Raw genomic sequence first — 17,159 nt, forward strand, 5'->3', positions numbered from 1 at the left:
ACCATCATTAATCTATCGTTTTGTATCATCAATAATCTATTATTTTCTACCATTTGGAAAAAGCGAGTTCCGGAACATCCGGGAATAACAGCACTTTTCCATGTTATCTCCTTAATCGGAAGGCTCGGTTTCATCGTGCCAATCTCTTTTGTGCAGCTTTTATAGCAAAAGCTTTTACAACTTGACCGCATGAGCGCCATCGAAAAAATAAAGCCATATATGGTCGACCTTACGGCCCAGTATATCCTGAATCGCCCGTGCGTAGAGCTGCAGCTGGAAACGATAGTTTTCAACTAGCGGCTTCAGACCTCCGCGGTGGTCCAGCACCCGATCTGTTTTATAATCCAGCAAAACAAGCTCGCCGTTCACTTCATATAGACAGTCTATAATACCTCTGACAAGCACGATTTCGTTCTCAAGCACTGATTGGACGCGGTTACTCTCACCAGACAGCTCCTGCTCCTCGCTCTGACGCAGTTCACGAAGCCACTCCTGCGGAGATTGATGTGCCGGAAGCCCATACGTAAATGGAATCTCTCTTCTGACCCATGATGCATGGAGCAGTTCCCTGCCTGGTTCAGTATCAAAAAAGGACGTCAGCTCGCTTCGGTCTATCGCCTCCACTTGATAAGGCAGCAAAATCTGAAGAGAGACGAGACGTGCAATCGTCTGTTCAACAACCTCTGTATCCACAACGTTCACTTCTACAGGGAGATGCTGCATCAGCGTATGATACACGGTTCCCCGTTCCGTACCCGTCAGCTGTCTCTCCCCCATGAACTTGGGACGGCGCAAATGCAACTTGAATGAATGGTTCGTCTCCGACATATTCTGGGCTGTTGCACCTGCTGTATCCTGCTGTTCCAGTATTGCTTCAATCGGTTGTGTTTTTATTGCCTCTCTCTGTTGTTTCTTTATCTCTTCAATCGGCGGTTCCTGTATCTCTTCTATTGGATGTTCCTGCATGTCTTCCATTTGAAATTCTTGCATTTCTTCTGTCTGAAATTCCTGCATGTCTTGTATAAGAGCATACGAAGCATACTCCTGAACAGAGGACAGGCTCTTGATCTCCGTTACCGACGTGCTTGCCGCCACTTGAGAAGCTGATTCATACGGATAAGTCCAGGAAAGCCGACGATCAACCTCACGCAGCAGGGCATGTTGGTCATGATTAGGCAGCCTCTGTTCATGCGCCTGCTTCTCATCCGGAACCAGATCATGCATGTTCATCTCGTCAACGTGCATGTGAATACCTGTGTTTGGAGCTGCTTCTCCTAGTCTGACTGGCTGCATCTGTTCCAGAGCTGCCTTGCGCTCTCTACGCAATTCGTTTAGTCCGTCTTCATCGTCTTCGCTCTGTACATGATCTGTATTCAAATTACGTGACACCTGATCTGCTGCAGTAATCCGGATGTTCCAGCGTGATTCATCACTCACAAGACAAGCTGAATAAGTGTCGCGATCCCCTGCAAGTTCGCGCAGCACAGCAGCATCAGGGTGCCTGATCAATGCTGGTCCAATCCAGTCCAGATAGCTTCGTCCAGCAGCAAGCAAATAGTCCGGCAGAGCCAGCTCCGGGCTATCTTTGACCTGAGACCAGGCCTGCGCCTTTTTAGCGGCGTCCTTCACCGTACCAACCAGAATCATCTTTTCTTTTGGCCGGGTTAACGCCACGTATAATACACGCATCTCTTCTGCAAGCAGTTCGAACTGAGCACGCCGTCTGATGGCCAGATTGGCTAAAGTCGGATACGCGACCCGGTTGCTGCGATCCACAAATCTCGGACCAAACCCTAGCTCCTTGTGCATTAGAAATGGTGCGTGCAGGTCCTGCTGATTAAACATTTTGGAGATGCCGCCGACAAAAACAATCGGGAACTCCAAACCTTTGCTTCGATGGATCGTCATAATCCGTACGACATTATCCTGCTCACCCGAGCCACTTGCCGCAGTCCCGAGATCTCCACCATTTTCACGTAATCTGGAGACATACGTCAGGAACCGGAACAGTCCGCGATTCGCAGTAGCCTCTTCATATTGACGTGCCCGGTCATACAGAGCCTTCAGGTTACTTTGACGCTGCTGGCCGCCAGGAAGTCCGCCAACCCAGTCCAGATAGCCCGTTTCCCGATAAATGCGCCAGATCAGCTCACTCAGACTGCCCTGTCTTGCCTCCAGTCTCCACTGCTCCAGCTGACGCATGAACCGAATGAGCTTCTGCTGCAGCGCCGAATAAACCTCTTTGTGCCCCTGAAAAACGGCCTCACCCTGTTCAGCAATGTGAGCATGCTCTTCTACGTTCTCTTTTGCTTCAACTGGCAATTCAGCTGTAACCGCTGATTCCCGCTGTGCCTGTTCCAGCTCTGACCAAGCTTCCGGCCACTGTAGCTGAATCACGCTATCCACTTTTGAGCCTTGTTCCGGTACGGAACGCTGACCAGGCACGCTCATTTCGGATTTCCAAGGTCCAGCAGCTGATACAACAGCATCATAGAACGACTGTCTTTTATCACCCAGACGGATCTGGGCAAGCTCCTCCTCATCCAGACCAACCATCGGAGACCTTAACACAGAGGCTAAAGGGATGTCCTGTCTTGGATTATCTACAAGCTGCAGCAGGGACAACATGACTTCTACTTCCGTAGCTTGAAAATATCCTTTACTCTGCTCTCCTCCAGCGGGGATGCCCTGTTGTCTGAACTCCTCAATCATCAGCGGGGCCCACATCAGCGTCGAGCGCAGCAAAATAACAATGTCTCCATAACGTGCCGGACGCATCGTTTGCAAAGCCTTGTCATATACGCTGAGAGCAGGCTTGTCTGTTTCTCCAACCATCTCCCGGATGCGCTTGGCAATTGCCCTCGCTTCCAGCTGGGCTGTTTCGAGCTCAGCACTTTCCAATTCTGCCGAAGTCGCCAGGTCTGAACCCTCCTCTGTACTATCCGCCAGATCCGGCCCGCTGCCTTGACGATCAATCAGCATGAGCTCGGGAGTATAGGCTTCCCCTCCAAGCGTCTCTGGCGGAAATGACGCACCATAAGCCAGCTGTGCCCGCTCATCGTAGCTAATCTCCGCGACCCCTTCGTTCATAAGCTGTCTGAAGATGACGTTGACGGAATGTACAACTTCAGCACGGCTGCGGAAATTTCGGGCAAGATCAATTCGTTTTCCCGTTCCTGTCTCCTCACGCGTACTGCTATCTCCATGATCCTCTGCATGTCCAGGGGCATTCGCGCTGTAGCTGCGATACTTGTTCATGAAAAGGCCTGGTTCAGCCAAGCGAAAACGATAAATACTCTGCTTCACATCACCAACCATAAATCGGTTGCCTGGATTCTCTCTGGAGATCAGTCTGACGATATCCTCCTGAACCGTATTGGTATCCTGATACTCGTCGAGCAGCACTTCGTCAAAGCGTGCACGATACTCCATCGCCGCATCGGAAGGCATTGAATGTTCAGGCGTGGAATCCTCATGCCGCAAAATATGCAAACAATAGTGCTCGAGGTCGTTAAAATCAACCTGCGCACGTTCCTGCTTCGCCTGACGGTAACGCTCGCCAAAAGTGCTGACCAGCCTGGAGAGCTCCTGCATAAGCGGTGCAGCCTGCTCCAGCTCCTGCCAAAAGGTGAAGGCACTCCGGCCAAAAAGAGAACCTTTCAGATCGGTAACTGCCTTTTTGGCCGTTTCCCGCAGCTCCTTTACCTGCTCCTGCAGCCCGGGATCTGTCTGATCCTTTTTACATGGCTTCAACTTGCCAAATGCAGCTGGCTGGAATACCTCGGGCAGCCTTTCCCACGGCATAACTTCCACAGCGGATAAAAGCTCTTCCACCATAGCCAGATCCGCTGTGAGCGTCTCTGCATAAGGTGCTGGACCTTCAGGTTGTAACGAGATCTGAATCCCTTGACGCAGCAATCCTGCCGCTCCGCTCAAGGCAAGAGCCGCATCACGCAGAATGCTCTGCACCCATGCTGATTGTCCCAGGGCTTCAACACTTCCCACCTGAAAGGCTTCCGCCATCTGCATCAGCCAGTGATCCGGCCATGAATGGCTTCGCGAGAAATCATACAAACGCTGCACCAGCCGATGCATCGCATCGTCGTTTCGTTCCCCGCTGAACCAGTCCACCAGCTCGCGGAATGTGCTTCCCTCCTGCTCTTCGCCGTACTTTTCCTCAAACAGCTCCTCCAGCAGTTCCTGCCGAAGTATTTCAGCCTCATTTTCATTCAGGATGCGAAAAGCCGGATTCAGCGGAATCTGCTGATAGTACCTGCGAATGACCTCCATACAGAAGGAGTGCAGGGTTGTAATGGAGGCCCGCCCGAGCAGTGATAGCTGCCTGCGCAGATGTTCTTCCTCGGGCTGATCTTCGAGTGCACGCTCCAGCGCTTCCCGAATACGCTGCTTCATCTCCGCGGCCGCCGCCTTCGTAAACGTAGCTACAAGCAAGCGATCCACACTGAATCCTTGGGAAGGGTCTGCGATTTTGCGAATAATCCGTTCAACCAGAACAGCGGTTTTACCCGATCCCGCAGCAGCCGCGACCAGAATATCTTCCCCATGCTCAGCAATGGCGCTCCATTGATCATCGCTCCAGAAGCTGCCTTCCGGTTTTGGCATATTCATCATGACGTTTCCCCTTCCCTGCTGTGAGACAGCATCTCCCAGATTTGCTGTTTGCCCGGTTTGGACAGCAATTTATAATCATTTCCTTCAATATTTTCATCAAACTGACAAACCGGTTTATAAGGACAGAAGGTGCATGCCACCTCATGCTGTATACGATACGGCTCAATGGCTGTATCTCCATCCGTAATCCGGGTTCCGATCTCGCGAATATTGCCGCGAACGGCAGCAAGCAAGGTGTCCCACTGTTCCGGCGTCGCTACAGCAGCACTGCTGTAGAAGCTGCCATCTGCCTTGAGTGCCACTGGAATAATCGCGGAGTGCCCTTTGTCCAGTGTACGGTCCATCTGTGCCACAGCATCGCGGTCTGCCAACAGCAGGCCTTTCATTTTAAAGCGTTTCAGCAGCTCCTGCTCTGCCTGTTCCGAGGTCATGCCGTTTGCGGATTGCAGCAACGGATTGTGCACATGGAAATACAATGTGCCTCCAGGCATCGCCGTTTCCCCCAACCATTCCTCGGCAGCACTGAGCAGCACCTCCAGATAGGTGAGCATTTGCAAGGACAAGCCATAATACACCTCATGAAGCTTGAGATCCGTCTGACTGGATTTGTAGTCGATTACCCGCAGCAGCAGACCATTCTCGCCTTCGGCCACATCTACACGGTCAATACGCCCCACGATCTCCAGCACACAGCCATTCTCGAGTTCGAAACGAAGCGGCGGCAAAGGTTTGCCCGGCCCAAAATCAAGCTCCAGCCCAATCGGTTCAAAACTGCCTCGTCTGGACTGCTCTCCCAGAATGACGGATGCACGGCTGACAATGTCTTTTAATTTGCGGAAAATATACCCGTAACGCTTCGTGCTCAGCAAAATTTCGCCCTGCAGCTGCGGAGCGATCTGTTCCACCGTCTGCTCGGCCTCCTGACGGCACTGTTCAGGTGTGAGGCTGCCCCAGCTGCGATTCTCCTCACGCAGACGCATCGCCAGCTGACTTAATGCCGCATGGAACAGCTGACCGATATCCGGAGCCTGCAGCCGATATAATTGCCTTTCTCGAAGTTTCAGGCCATGTGATGCAAAATGGGAGAAAGGACAGGCAACGAATCGTTCCATACGCGAAACACTTGTCCGAACCTCCGTTCCGTACAGTCTGCGGCTCGTTGAGGTTTGCAGCTGTAATGCACGGTTGCGGTAAAAGATCGAGCCCAGCAGCCTTTCCAGCTGAGCACGACTCTTCTCCCGCGATACATGCCAATTGTAAACGGCCCACCACAGCTCGGGAATTTCTTCGCCTCGGCGCCATCTGCGAAGTTGACCGATGAGCATCGAAAGACTTTGCTCCGAATGAACAGCGTAGGAGAGGTGAACAGCCTCTGAATCCAGAACGGGCGGCTGGGCAAGTAGTGGCTGCTCCTGCAATGCAAACATTTTGCGTACATGGCGCACAATCTCGGAAGGCAGCAGAGATTTGCCTTCATCATCTGCTACAGGATAGCTGAGCCATAACTGCTTGCTGGCTGCTGTCAGCGCCGTATAGATCAGAAAGCGTTCATCGAGCATAAGTCTCGTTGCACCAGGTCCAAGACCCACACCTCTTTCTGTAAGCAGCAATCTCTCGTGCTCTGTTAACACCCCGCTATCCTGAGGAATCGCGGGCAGCTCTCCATCTACTGCTCCAAGAATAAATACGTATTTGATATCCCGCAGACGTGTACGGTCCATCGAACCAAACAGCACTTGATCCAGTGCAGGCGGAACCAGCCCCAGCTTGAGCTCGGTCAATCCGGTTTCCATCATGCCCGCGAATAAATGCACGTCCAAACGTTCATCACCCATCATATCTACCATCTGGTCCAGCAGATCGAGTACAGCCCCCCACATCTGACGATGCTCTCTGGAACGCTCCGGATCACCCTGTGCTTTGGCCTGAGCAGACATCTGATCCAGCTTGTATGCAATGTCTGCATCCTCCAGCAGCTGGAATAACGCCTCACATTGAGCGGCAGCCGTTTTGGCTTTTTTCATTCGTTTCTCAAATATGCCGAGAGACGATATAATGACGGTCCGACATCTCTCCATCAGTGACAATACAGCATCACGCCCCCGGCTTCGCGCTTCCTGAGCATTATCCTCCAGGGACAAGCTCGGTACGTACTTCCATGGCTTGCCGTCCGTCCAGCGATATCCATGGATGCCGCAGGCGAGCACATAGTTTTCGAGCTGGTCCATATCTTCACGGGTAACAGAACCATCCAGCGGAAGCAGCAGATCGGTTTTGACACAGCGAAAAACGTCCTCGTACCGCCAGTTACGGCGAACCACATCCAGTGCTGCACGAATAAATTCAGCTAAAGGATGATGGAGCTCACTTCGTCTCCGGTCCAGAAAGACGGGGACATTGTAGTCCCTGAATAGTGGCTCGGCAATATCGGCATACGTCTCCATACTGCGAACCAGCACCGCCATATCCCTATACCTCGCTCCATGCTCCTGGGCCAGACGCCGCATCTCACGCAGCGCTCCCTCCAGCTCGGCACGCCGGTTCTCGGCAGCGATCAATCGTATGCCTGCATCCTCACCATGACTCCGCCAGCGAACACGCCGGTCAAAGCCGGCCTCCAGATGTGCAAGTCCCGGCCGATCCTTAAACCTAGGCAATACTTCAGCATGGAGTACGGTCGTATCACTCGCCACACCCAGATGCTCAGCCATGCCTTTAAGGCGCACATAAGCGCTTGCTGTTGGATAAAAAAGCTCCAGTTCCCCTGGTAACACACCTTGCTCGTAAGCCCGATCCAACGTTAAGGAAATCGTGACAGACGAGGCCTGAAGCATCAGCTGACCAATCACACTCAGCTCCTGTGGCGTAAATCCATGAAAGCCATCAATCCACACCTCGGCTCCTTGCAGCCAGCTGCTTTCCGGTAACCGACCTGTCAGTTCATTCAATGTGTCCTCATCATCAATATATAAATCTGTTAATTCCTTCTCGTAGTCATGATAGATCAAACTCAGATCATGCAGCTTGTCCTCCAGAATAGGTGATGCAGACGCAATTCCCCACTCTGCAAGCCCCTCTTCCAGCGCGGAAGCATGAACCTCGTAACGCTTGAATTCGCTATATAGATTCGTCAGTTCTCCAATAAACCCGAGCTGGCTGCCCGAGGCAGCAAACAGCTTGAGTTCTTCTTTTCGACGTTGTATGACTTTATATAAAAGCATCTTTTTGCCTTCGGCTCCAATGGGAATACGAGCAGATCCGCCAGCTTCCTGCATAACGCGATAAGCAAGGCGCCGGAAGCCAAGCACTTCAGCTCGCATCGTGCCTTTAATGGCTGCTGAGGACACCAGCGCCTGCTCTGTCCGAAATGAGCTCTGCTCCGGAACGAGCAAAATCAGCGGTTTGCCTTCCGGCTCCTGTTGAAGCAGTGTTGTAATTTCCCGGGTTATCAGTGTGCTTTTGCCACTGCCTGCCCGGCCAATAACAAAACGTATGGACATGTGTCATCCTCCAAACTGCACGTTCAAGATTTTAATTTCCAGTATACCATACCTTCTTCGCTTCGGAACATACGTTTGCCACGATCCACCATAAACGGCGATCATCTCCGAGAATGGCAAAAAGCCCTCAGCGATAACCACTGTGGACTTATAACCTGGATGTTACTTTAATTCCCCCTGTTGTTTACAAGCTTGATGCAAAAAAGGAAGTCTGTTAATTCTTTTTGCTACGCACCTCAAAAATAGCGAATTTCAGGTAATGGCCTTCATCTACCCCCAGAATTTGCGGGTGATCCTTGCCGGCAGCTTTCCAGTCGATCAGACGCAGCACTTTGCCTGCATCTTCAGCCGCATCAGCTATCGTTTCGAGAAACAGATCAGGACGCATATGGTAGGAGCAGCTCGCGGTGACCAGATATCCACCCTCGTTAACCAGCTTCATGCCCTGCAAGTTAATATCCTTGTACCCGCGACATGCCCCCTTGACTGCTGATTTTGTTTTGGCAAACGCAGGAGGATCAAGAATGACCACATCGAACGTTTTACCCGCACTTGATAACGCCTTGGACGTGTCCACCTTTTGCTCCGCGGCCCGTGCCCGTGCATTGCGCTCATCCAGCCCTTTGACCTGCTCACGCAAATACTGGAAGGCATCCGCTACTACAAACTCAACCCGATCGGTGAAACCATTCAGCTCCACATTGGTTCGTGCACTTTCGATGGCATGCTCGGAAATATCGAGACAGGTTACTTTCTTCGCTCCATATTTGCAGGCATTCAGCGTAAAGCTGCCGGTATGCGAGAAACATTCCAGCACAGTCGCACCATCCCAGTACGGGAACGTAACCACTTTGCCGCTCTTGTTTACAGGCAGCATCTGCTCGGTTCCTTCATGCTCAATCTGCTGCATGGTAATGCCGCTTTTGTATCCCCAGCCTTTCATCAACGGTTCAATAGCCGCACGATTCTCACGCTGGTCGAAGAAATAACCTGTTTTCTGCCCTTCTACGATGTCTACCTTGATGAGCAGCCCATTCTCAGTCACAGTTACATGGCGCGGACAATCTCCGTAGAGAGGACCTTTGACCTGCTCCAGACCCTCAAGCTCACGAATGGACACATCGCTGCGTTCATAAATACCTTCCGGCTGCATGACTTCTATGAGCGCTTGCACGATGGCTTCACGACAGCGGTCCATACCCAGTGTAAGGATCTGCACAACGAGAATGCTGCCAAAGCGATCCACGATCAAGCCGGGCAGAAAATCGGCCTCGCCATAAACGAGACGATAGGCTTCACCATCTTGTATGAAGCGTTCCCGGTGACGCAAACAATCGCGGAAACGAGCAGCAAAAAAAGCCGTGTCCATCTGTTCGAATTCCAAAGGCTGATAAGAAACGACACGGACGGTAATTTGCGAAGTCGGGTTGTAGTACCCCGTCGCCAGGTAGCGGCCTTGATGGTTGAGAATATTTACAATATCCCCCGGCTCCGGGCTGCCGTCAACGGATGCAATTTCATTTTTAAAAACCCAGGGATGTGCATGTTCCAGCCTTTTTTTGCGGCTGCGTTCCAGTGTTACCGATGGCAAGATTGATCCACTTCTTTCGTAAGTTAGTTTAAAAGATAGGTTTGGGCAGACCGCTCCGGGAACGAATCGATCCTCTGATCGCTGTTGTCTCCAGATTTTTTCGATTCCCTTTCTTCAAAGGGAAAATCTGGCGACAAAGGCGAACGCTTCGCTTCTTTGGATTCGATTTCGTCCCTTCCGCTACGTTTGCCGAATCACCGCATCTTTTGAATTGGGGCTGGCAGTTTGAAAAGACCACTCTGGGAACGAATCGATCCTACGATCGCTGTTGTCTCCAGATTTTTTCGATTCCCTTTCTTCAAAGGGAAAATCCGGCGACAAAGGCGAACGCTTCGCTTCTTTGGATTCGATTTCGTCCCTTCCGCTACGTTTGCCGAATCACCGTATCTTTTGAATTGGGGCTATATTAAGTTGAAACAAAGAATTTCCACAGTCCACTCCGATGACAGAATAACCTTCCAATCGCTGTTATCCCCATATTTTTTGAATGCCTTTTTCAAAGGGAAAATCCGGTGATAAAGGCGACCGCTCCGCTTTTTCAGGTTTTTTCTGTCCTCTCCGTTCACGTGTAAATGAATATCAACTTATATAGCATCTTTTTATAACACTCCTTCACCTGTCATGCTTGTCTCCACTTTCTCATAGGATAAGTGATAAGCAATTGGGACGGGAGGAGTGATGTTATCATGTTCAGGGATATAATTTTGCCATTGTTATATGGGCTTATTATTTTTTTTGGCGGTATGAAGCTGATGGAGACAGCGCTGCAGCGCATGGCCGGGCCGATGCTGGCAGGCTGGTTGAATCGGGCCACCTCTGCCCCGTGGAAGGGCATGGCCTTCAGCGCCGGAGCAACGGCGCTGCTGCAAAGCAGCACGGCTGTGACCGTGCTAACCATTGGACTGGCTAACGCACGTTTAATCTCGTATGGCCGTACACTCGGCATTATCCTCGGTACCAACATCGGAACGTGTCTGACCACAGAGCTTGTCGGCCTCCAGCTTGGACGGGCTGCCCTGCCGCTGCTGCTGGTCTCGCTTACCGGCTGGGCCCTATTTGTGATCCTTGCCGAACGCAATCAGCTCGCTCCTGAACGTATTCGCCATACCTTAGCAAATATACAGTTCAGCTTTCTGGCAACAGCAGGCTTTGCCCTTGTTATGACAGGCATTCAGGTCATGCAGTCCATTGCCGTTCCTTTGCGCAGCATGGGGGTGTTCCAGTGGTTTCTGGATCGCTCGGCGGACAGCCTGTGGTGGGGCTTCCTCGCTGGCGCGTGCCTGACCGCGCTAATTCACAGCAGTGCCGCGGTCATCAGCATGGCGATTACGCTGGCAGCCACAGGAGTATTGCCTGTGGAGATCGGCATCGCCATTGTGATCGGGTCCAACGTGGGGACCTGCATCACCGCTGTTATTGCAGCCGCGGGCGGGGCTTCCGCAGGCAAATTTGTAGCAGCCTCCCATGTTGTACTCAACATTGCGGGAGCGCTGCTGTTTATGCCGCTGATCGGCCAGCTGCACGCAGCTTCGGCGTGGCTGTCAGCGGACAACGGGGCACAGATTGCGCATGCCCAGACCCTTTTTAACATCATCAGCTCATTGCTGGCTTTACCGTTCTGCTACCTGCCCATCTGGCACAAAAAAACACCTGTCCACACCCCGTCGACCAAGACACCTGTTGTTTAAATCTTCCAGTATTCCAGCATTGCCTCACGACCCACAGGAAGCTTCGTTTGCTCCATGTGACGCAGCGTCAAGTCGAACGTTTATACGTGAATGCCCAGCTTGCTCAAGCCCGTACGCAAAATTTCGTCATTGTTATCGTATCCGTCCTGCTGCTGTTTGGACCAGGCCTCTGCGGGATTATACCAGTCTACACCTTTGATCTCTTCAATCTGAGGCTGCAGGTCGCCGCCTTCCGCCTCCACAAGATAATAGTGCACTTCCTTGTCCACTGGTCCAAACTCCGCGTGCTGATACGTATAAGCGATAATATCGATCGGCTCCACAATGCGGCCTACCATGCCCGTCTCTTCCAGAATTTCGCGAAGTGCGGTCTGCTCGATCGTTTCTCCGGCTTCCATTTTGCCCTTGGCCAGTGTCATTTTGCCATAACGATCCATGATGAGCTGAATCTGAAGCTGACCGTCTTCTCCTGTTCTGTACACAACGCCGCCTGCTGAAATTTCTTTTTTGTTCATGCTGTTCTCCCCCGTCCACTTTCATTTCTGTTCTTGGCAAAGAAGGACCTCATCTCCCCGGGTATTCTCCCCAAGGAAATGAAATCCTTGTTCATGACGCCGTGCTTACATCGCGGCAGACTTCAAATTTTCTTCAAGCACACGAACCAGTGTACCCTGGCTTTCATTCGCTCCGGCTTCGGTCAGCTTCACACGGCACACTTTACCAACCATATCAGGCGTTCCATCGAACACCAGCTGGATGTAGTTGTCGCTGTAACCATGCAGCTTGCCGCTGCCTTCGCGGCCCTTCGCTTCGCCTTCAGGGATAACCTCCAGCACTTGTCCAACAAATTTCTGAGCATATTCCAGCTGCATTTGCTCGGACAGCTCAATCAGCTCATGCACACGTGCATTTTTAACATCCTCATCCACCTGATCCTCCATGCGTGCTGCTGGAGTACCTGTCCGTTTGGAATAAGGGAACACATGCATTTCGGAGAAGCCGATTTTGCGCATCAGCTCATAACCGTTACGATACATCTCATCCGTTTCACCCGGGAAACCAACAATAACGTCCGTTGTAATCGCTACATCCGGCATCGCCTCACGAATACGCAGCATTTTGTTATAGAACTCTTCGGTTGTATATTTGCGGCGCATACGTTTCAATACCGTGTCATCTCCCGCTTGCAGCGGAATATGGAAATGACGAACCAGCTTGTCCGAACGTTTGATCACATCCAGCATTCGGTCATCAATCTGGCTCGCTTCAATCGAACTGATACGAATGCGCTCCAGTCCTTCCACTTTATCCAGATCCCACAGCAGATCGGTCAGATCATAATTTTCCATGTCATCTCCGTACCCGCCTGTGTGAATGCCTGTCAGAACAATCTCTTTGTAACCCGCCTGTACAAGTTGATGCGCCTGTTGAATGATGCTGTTTGCTTCACGGCTGCGGGACAGACCGCGGGACCAAGGAATAATGCAGAACGTGCAGAAGTTGTTGCAGCCATCCTGAATTTTCAGGAACGCACGTGTACGATCGGCAAAATCCGGCACATCCATCTCTTCAAACACACGGGTTTTCATAATGTTACGCACCGCATTCACAGGCTGACGGGATTCCTGAATTTCTTTGACATATGGCAAAATTTTATCCCGATCCTGCGTTCCGATCACGAGGTCTACGCCCGGAATGTCCAGAATCTCCGCAGGTGATGTCTGCGCATAGCATCCCGTTACCGCTACGATCGCATCCGGATTGCGCCGGATGGCACGACGAATAATTTGACGGCTCTTTTTGTCACCTGTATTCGTTACGGTACACGTATTAATCAAATAGACATCTGCTGTCTGCTCATCGAAGTCTACCTGATCGTAGCCTTCATTTTTGAACAGCTGCCAGATAGCCTCTGTATCATAAAAGTTAACTTTGCAGCCCAAGGTGTAAAACGCCACGGATGGCATAATTACATTCCCCCCATTTCTCCGGATTCATATAAAATACAAGTTAATGCCGCCATACCCGCCGTCTCGGCCCGCAAAATACGCTTGCCCAGTCCAACGGATACCGCACCTGCTTCATCAGCCTGAGCCGTTTCCTTCTCGGAAAAGCCGCCCTCAGGTCCTACGACTACGAGCACCTTTGCTCCTGCATCAGGAGCAAGTTCAGCAATAAACGGCTGGAGTGCATCTCTCAGCTGTTTGCCATTTTCTTTTTCATAACAATAACATACCAGATCATAGTCCCCAAAAGAAGATAACAGCCCTTTCCAGGAAAGCGGCTGCTCAACGGTTGGAATGCGGTTGCGATGACTTTGCTCGGCAGCTTCCTTGGCAATCTTCCGCCACCGCTCCATTCGTTTGCCTTCTTTTTTGGCGTCATACTGCACAATCGTACGTTCCGATAAAAAAGGCACAAACGATACGGCCCCGATCTCGGTACATCTCTGAATGACCGTTTCCATCTTGTCGCCTTTAGGCAGACTCTGTGCAATGGTTACGTTTAATCGTGCTTCATGATCCATAACAAGCGGCTCGATAATCGCAGCCTTCACTTCACCTGCATCAATGCTTTCTATAGCCACTAACGCTTCTCTGGAGTTTCCGTCGCTGACAATCAGCTTGTCTCCAGGCTTGCCGCGCATGACTTTGCCGATATGACGGGCATCATCTCCCGTAATGATCACTGCATGTTCACTGAACTGCTCTGCAGATACAAAATATCGCTGCATATGTCTGTCCACCCATTCTTTCCTGTTATGACTGGCATTCTCCCCGCCGGACGGCAGGCGAGAATCCAATCGCCACAGATGATCATACAACTTTTATGTGCTTCTGACCAGCGTTCTGGCCCAAATAACAGCTCGCTTATTTAAGGTATAATTCAATAATCAGACCGACGACATCTCTGTACATATCGGTTGCGAACAGATACAACGGCTGAATCGTGACGGCCTGCAGCGGTGGAATGACCAGAATCAACAGAAAGACAAAGATCGACCATTGCTCTACACCCTGCAGCTTGCGACTGATGGATGGGGGCAGCACATCCTCAAGAATGCGATAACCATCCAGCGGCGGAAGTGGAATCAGGTTAAACATAAACAGGAAAAAGTTGGTTATGCTGAACATGGGCAGGAAGATCATCAGCGCAGTAGCCACTCGCTCATTTTCAATGCTCCCCAGTACACCCGATCCAAACAGCATGCCATAGATAATGGCACCGATAATTGCCAGCAGCAGGTTACTGAGCGGACCTACGGCAGATACGATGGTTCCCATTAATCTTGGCTTCTCGAAATTAGCACGGTTCACTGGAACCGGACGCGCCCATCCAAAACCTGCAATTACCAGCAGCAGTACACCCAGCAGATCAAAATGCACAACCGGGTTCAGCGTAACCCTTCCGAGCAGCTTCGCCGTTGGATCACCGAATTTGTTGGCAAAGTAGGCGTGTGAAAATTCGTGAACGGTAAATGCAATTAGAATGGTGACAAGAAAGAAGGGCAGCTGATCAAGGGGAAGACGGATAAAACGCTCCAAGAACTCCATAGATTACCTCTTTCTGGCTTCAAACGCCAGCCAGTCCTCTTCACGCTCGATGGCACGAACTTCAAATCCGGCAGCCACAAGTGCATCATGCACGACCTGTTCTTTGTTTTTCCATATGCCTGAGACGATATAAATACCGCCAGACTCCAGCGCGTTATATACATCATCAACAAACAGCAAAATGATCTCGGCCAGAATGTTGGCAACGATAATTTTCACAGGCAGCTTCACGCCCAGAGCCGGGTCCTGACTTCCAAGAACAGATAACAGATCGCTTTCTTTGACGGTAATCTGCTGCTGCATGTTGTTCAGTTCCACGTTTTCCATGGCGCTTGTGACTGCAACCGGATCGAGGTCAAGGGCCAGCACATGTTTTGCTCCCAAATGCACTGCACCAATGGCGAGAATGCCGGAACCCGTTCCCACGTCAATGATCTCTTCGCCGCCCTGGATAACGTTCTCCAGTGTGCGCAGACAGAGAGTTGTCGTTGGATGTGTTCCCGTACCAAAGGCCATCCCCGGGTCAAGCTCGATAATTTTCTCATCCGCACTCTCGGGTGTATAATCCTCCCAAGTCGGCTTGATCGTCAGACGGTCCGAAATACGGACAGGCTTGAAATATTGCTTCCAGGCTGTAGCCCAGTCATTTTCGTCAACTGTACGTGTCTCGTAACGAATCTCCCCGGCATCAATACCAAAATCGGATAACTCCTCTATTCTCGGGTTTACCTCGGCCTTCAAGGCATCCATATCCGTACCCTCGGAAAAGTATCCTTTGATGACCGCGAACCCTTCGGGGATATCATTAAGCGGAACATCATATAACTCGCCATACGTTGTATCCCGCTTTTTATTTAAAGTACCGGATTCTTCAATCGATACTCCTCCAGCACCCGCTTCATGCAAAAAATTCGAGATCATCTCCACAGCTTCTTCTGTGGTATGTATTGTTAGTTCATGCCATAACATACGTGGTTTTGCCTCCTCAATGATTTAAAAACGTGGTTTTGCCTGCTTATAATTTAAACATCCCAACTATTGTACTACACAAGCAAGCCAGAGCACAAAGCATAGTCATAAAAGCAAATAAAACAGGATACCCCGCAGTCTGACTGCTTGAATATCCTGTCCTTTTCGTTGTCGTACCTGCGTCCTTTTTTGCAAAATTAATAGAACCGTCCGCCGTTCTGTGTAATCATCTCTGCAGCCTGCGGCAGAGAATCCTGAGATACGGACACTGTAAGCAAAATGCTTTGCGTCACGCCTCCAGACACAGTCTTTGCCGAATCATCATACACCTGACCTCCCGACAAAATTTCGGTCTCATCACTGATGAGGGAAAGTACATTCAGTTCGCCGCTAAAGCCGCCAACGACAGCTGTAGGGGAGCGGTCATCTCCGGAAACGGCACGCGAGTCTGATTGAACTGCACCCCTGCCAATACTCTCGATCCGCAGCTGGTTAGGGTGAAGCAGTTCCAGGGCTCTGCGTGCAGACTCCGCTTCCGTCCAGCTTGTGAAGACAGCTTCGAGTGTGACCGCAGAGCGATCCTCGGTCATTCTAATTCCCGTCCTTGACGGCGATCCGCAGCCTCGCTGCGGCGCAGTGCTTCCAAATCCTCGTGATCCGCCGCTTCTGCGCTGAATTCTACATCTTCATTTTTTGCCGATTGCATACGTTTCATCTTTTCGGTTTTGGTCAATATTTTGCCCGGGCGTTCATGTTCTGCCATATTCATGCTCCTCCTTCTTGAATCACGTTTTCAGTTTTTTTCGTTCTCCGTTGCTGGAAAATGATCCGTTCGACCTTCCGCTCGAAATCAGATCATCCCACCGGCTTGTTCAATAATGGACATCGCACGATGGTGCACCGATTCATCCACAACCACCGTCAATAAAATGTCTCTTCCGGTGGGGCCACCTTGTCCACCATCACTCATGCCGCTTGCAGCAGGGTCTGCAGCAGCCATAATGCCTGAGCTGGCATGCGAGTTTAATGTATCGGGCACCCAGGAGGAATAGCTGCCTGAGACGCCCGGTTTATAGGAAGCTCCACTTGGGCCGACACCCGCATAACGACTGAAACGATTAATCGCTAAATCTTCCACTCGTAACGCCTCCAATTTTTTGGCTGCACCCTCTGCCTGCTCCGGGCTGTGGAAATACGCCAAAATATTTTTCTCCGTCATCTGCCA

The 17,159-nt window shown here is 51.0% G+C and carries 12 protein-coding genes; 1 reads left to right on the forward strand and 11 read right to left on the reverse strand.

The annotated features are described in order from the left end of the window. Positions 1-174 precede the first annotated feature (174 nt). The 3 genes from addA to ACQSGY_RS02355 form a co-directional block, all read right to left on the reverse strand. Positions 175-4,632 (reverse strand): helicase-exonuclease AddAB subunit AddA, encoded by a 4,458-nt coding sequence (addA, locus tag ACQSGY_RS02345; RefSeq protein ID WP_427050510.1) that lies wholly within the window; start codon positions 4,630-4,632, stop codon positions 175-177. Then, positions 4,629-8,132, reverse strand: coding sequence for a helicase-exonuclease AddAB subunit AddB (gene addB, locus ACQSGY_RS02350; protein ID WP_427050511.1), 3,504 nt, complete (start codon positions 8,130-8,132; stop codon positions 4,629-4,631). Before addB ends, addA begins: the two co-directional genes overlap by 4 nt. A 214-nt stretch (positions 8,133-8,346) precedes the next feature. After that, the gene (locus ACQSGY_RS02355) at positions 8,347-9,723 is read right to left on the reverse strand and encodes a class I SAM-dependent rRNA methyltransferase (RefSeq protein ID WP_184182262.1); all 1,377 of its coding nucleotides are present in this window, start codon (positions 9,721-9,723) and stop codon (positions 8,347-8,349) included. A gap of 686 nt (positions 9,724-10,409) precedes the next feature. Between ACQSGY_RS02355 and ACQSGY_RS02360 the strand changes: the two genes are divergently transcribed. Next, positions 10,410-11,411 carry a Na/Pi cotransporter family protein gene (locus tag ACQSGY_RS02360; protein ID WP_427050512.1) on the forward strand — a complete coding sequence of 334 codons (1,002 nt, stop codon included), beginning with the start codon at positions 10,410-10,412 and terminating at the stop codon, positions 11,409-11,411. Positions 11,412-11,491: 80 nt separating this feature from the next. On the opposite strand, the gene ACQSGY_RS02365 is transcribed toward ACQSGY_RS02360, so the two are convergent. The 8 genes from ACQSGY_RS02365 to ACQSGY_RS02400 all read right to left on the reverse strand — a co-directional run bounded on the left by ACQSGY_RS02365 (position 11,492) and on the right by ACQSGY_RS02400 (position 17,153). Continuing rightward, the gene (locus tag ACQSGY_RS02365; protein WP_427050513.1) at positions 11,492-11,926 is read right to left on the reverse strand and encodes an NUDIX hydrolase; all 435 of its coding nucleotides are present in this window, start codon (positions 11,924-11,926) and stop codon (positions 11,492-11,494) included. 105 nt (positions 11,927-12,031) lie between these two features. Further along, positions 12,032-13,378 (reverse strand): tRNA (N(6)-L-threonylcarbamoyladenosine(37)-C(2))-methylthiotransferase MtaB, encoded by a 1,347-nt coding sequence (gene mtaB / locus ACQSGY_RS02370; RefSeq protein ID WP_184182256.1) that lies wholly within the window; start codon positions 13,376-13,378, stop codon positions 12,032-12,034. Positions 13,379-13,380: 2 nt separating this feature from the next. Beyond that, complete coding sequence (locus tag ACQSGY_RS02375) at positions 13,381-14,145, reverse strand: RsmE family RNA methyltransferase (protein WP_427050514.1); 765 nt, start codon at positions 14,143-14,145, stop codon at positions 13,381-13,383. Between the two features lie 136 nt (positions 14,146-14,281). Continuing rightward, positions 14,282-14,965, reverse strand: a complete 684-nt coding sequence (locus ACQSGY_RS02380; protein WP_427050515.1) for a site-2 protease family protein — start codon at positions 14,963-14,965, stop codon at positions 14,282-14,284. Positions 14,966-14,968: 3 nt separating this feature from the next. Then, positions 14,969-15,934, reverse strand: a complete 966-nt coding sequence (gene prmA, locus ACQSGY_RS02385; protein ID WP_216517140.1) for a 50S ribosomal protein L11 methyltransferase — start codon at positions 15,932-15,934, stop codon at positions 14,969-14,971. A 197-nt stretch (positions 15,935-16,131) separates the two neighbouring features. Beyond that, positions 16,132-16,524 (reverse strand): hypothetical protein, encoded by a 393-nt coding sequence (locus ACQSGY_RS02390; protein WP_145404128.1) that lies wholly within the window; start codon positions 16,522-16,524, stop codon positions 16,132-16,134. Then, positions 16,521-16,697, reverse strand: coding sequence for a YfhD family protein (locus tag ACQSGY_RS02395; RefSeq protein ID WP_111273442.1), 177 nt, complete (start codon positions 16,695-16,697; stop codon positions 16,521-16,523). Before ACQSGY_RS02395 ends, ACQSGY_RS02390 begins: the two co-directional genes overlap by 4 nt. Positions 16,698-16,784: 87 nt before the next feature. Further along, positions 16,785-17,153 carry a hypothetical protein gene (locus ACQSGY_RS02400; protein WP_184182246.1) on the reverse strand — a complete coding sequence of 123 codons (369 nt, stop codon included), beginning with the start codon at positions 17,151-17,153 and terminating at the stop codon, positions 16,785-16,787. Positions 17,154-17,159 lie beyond the last annotated feature (6 nt).

It is taken from the genome of Paenibacillus sp. TC-CSREp1 (assembly GCF_050171015.1).
GTDB lineage: Bacteria > Bacillota > Bacilli > Paenibacillales > Paenibacillaceae > Paenibacillus > Paenibacillus silvae.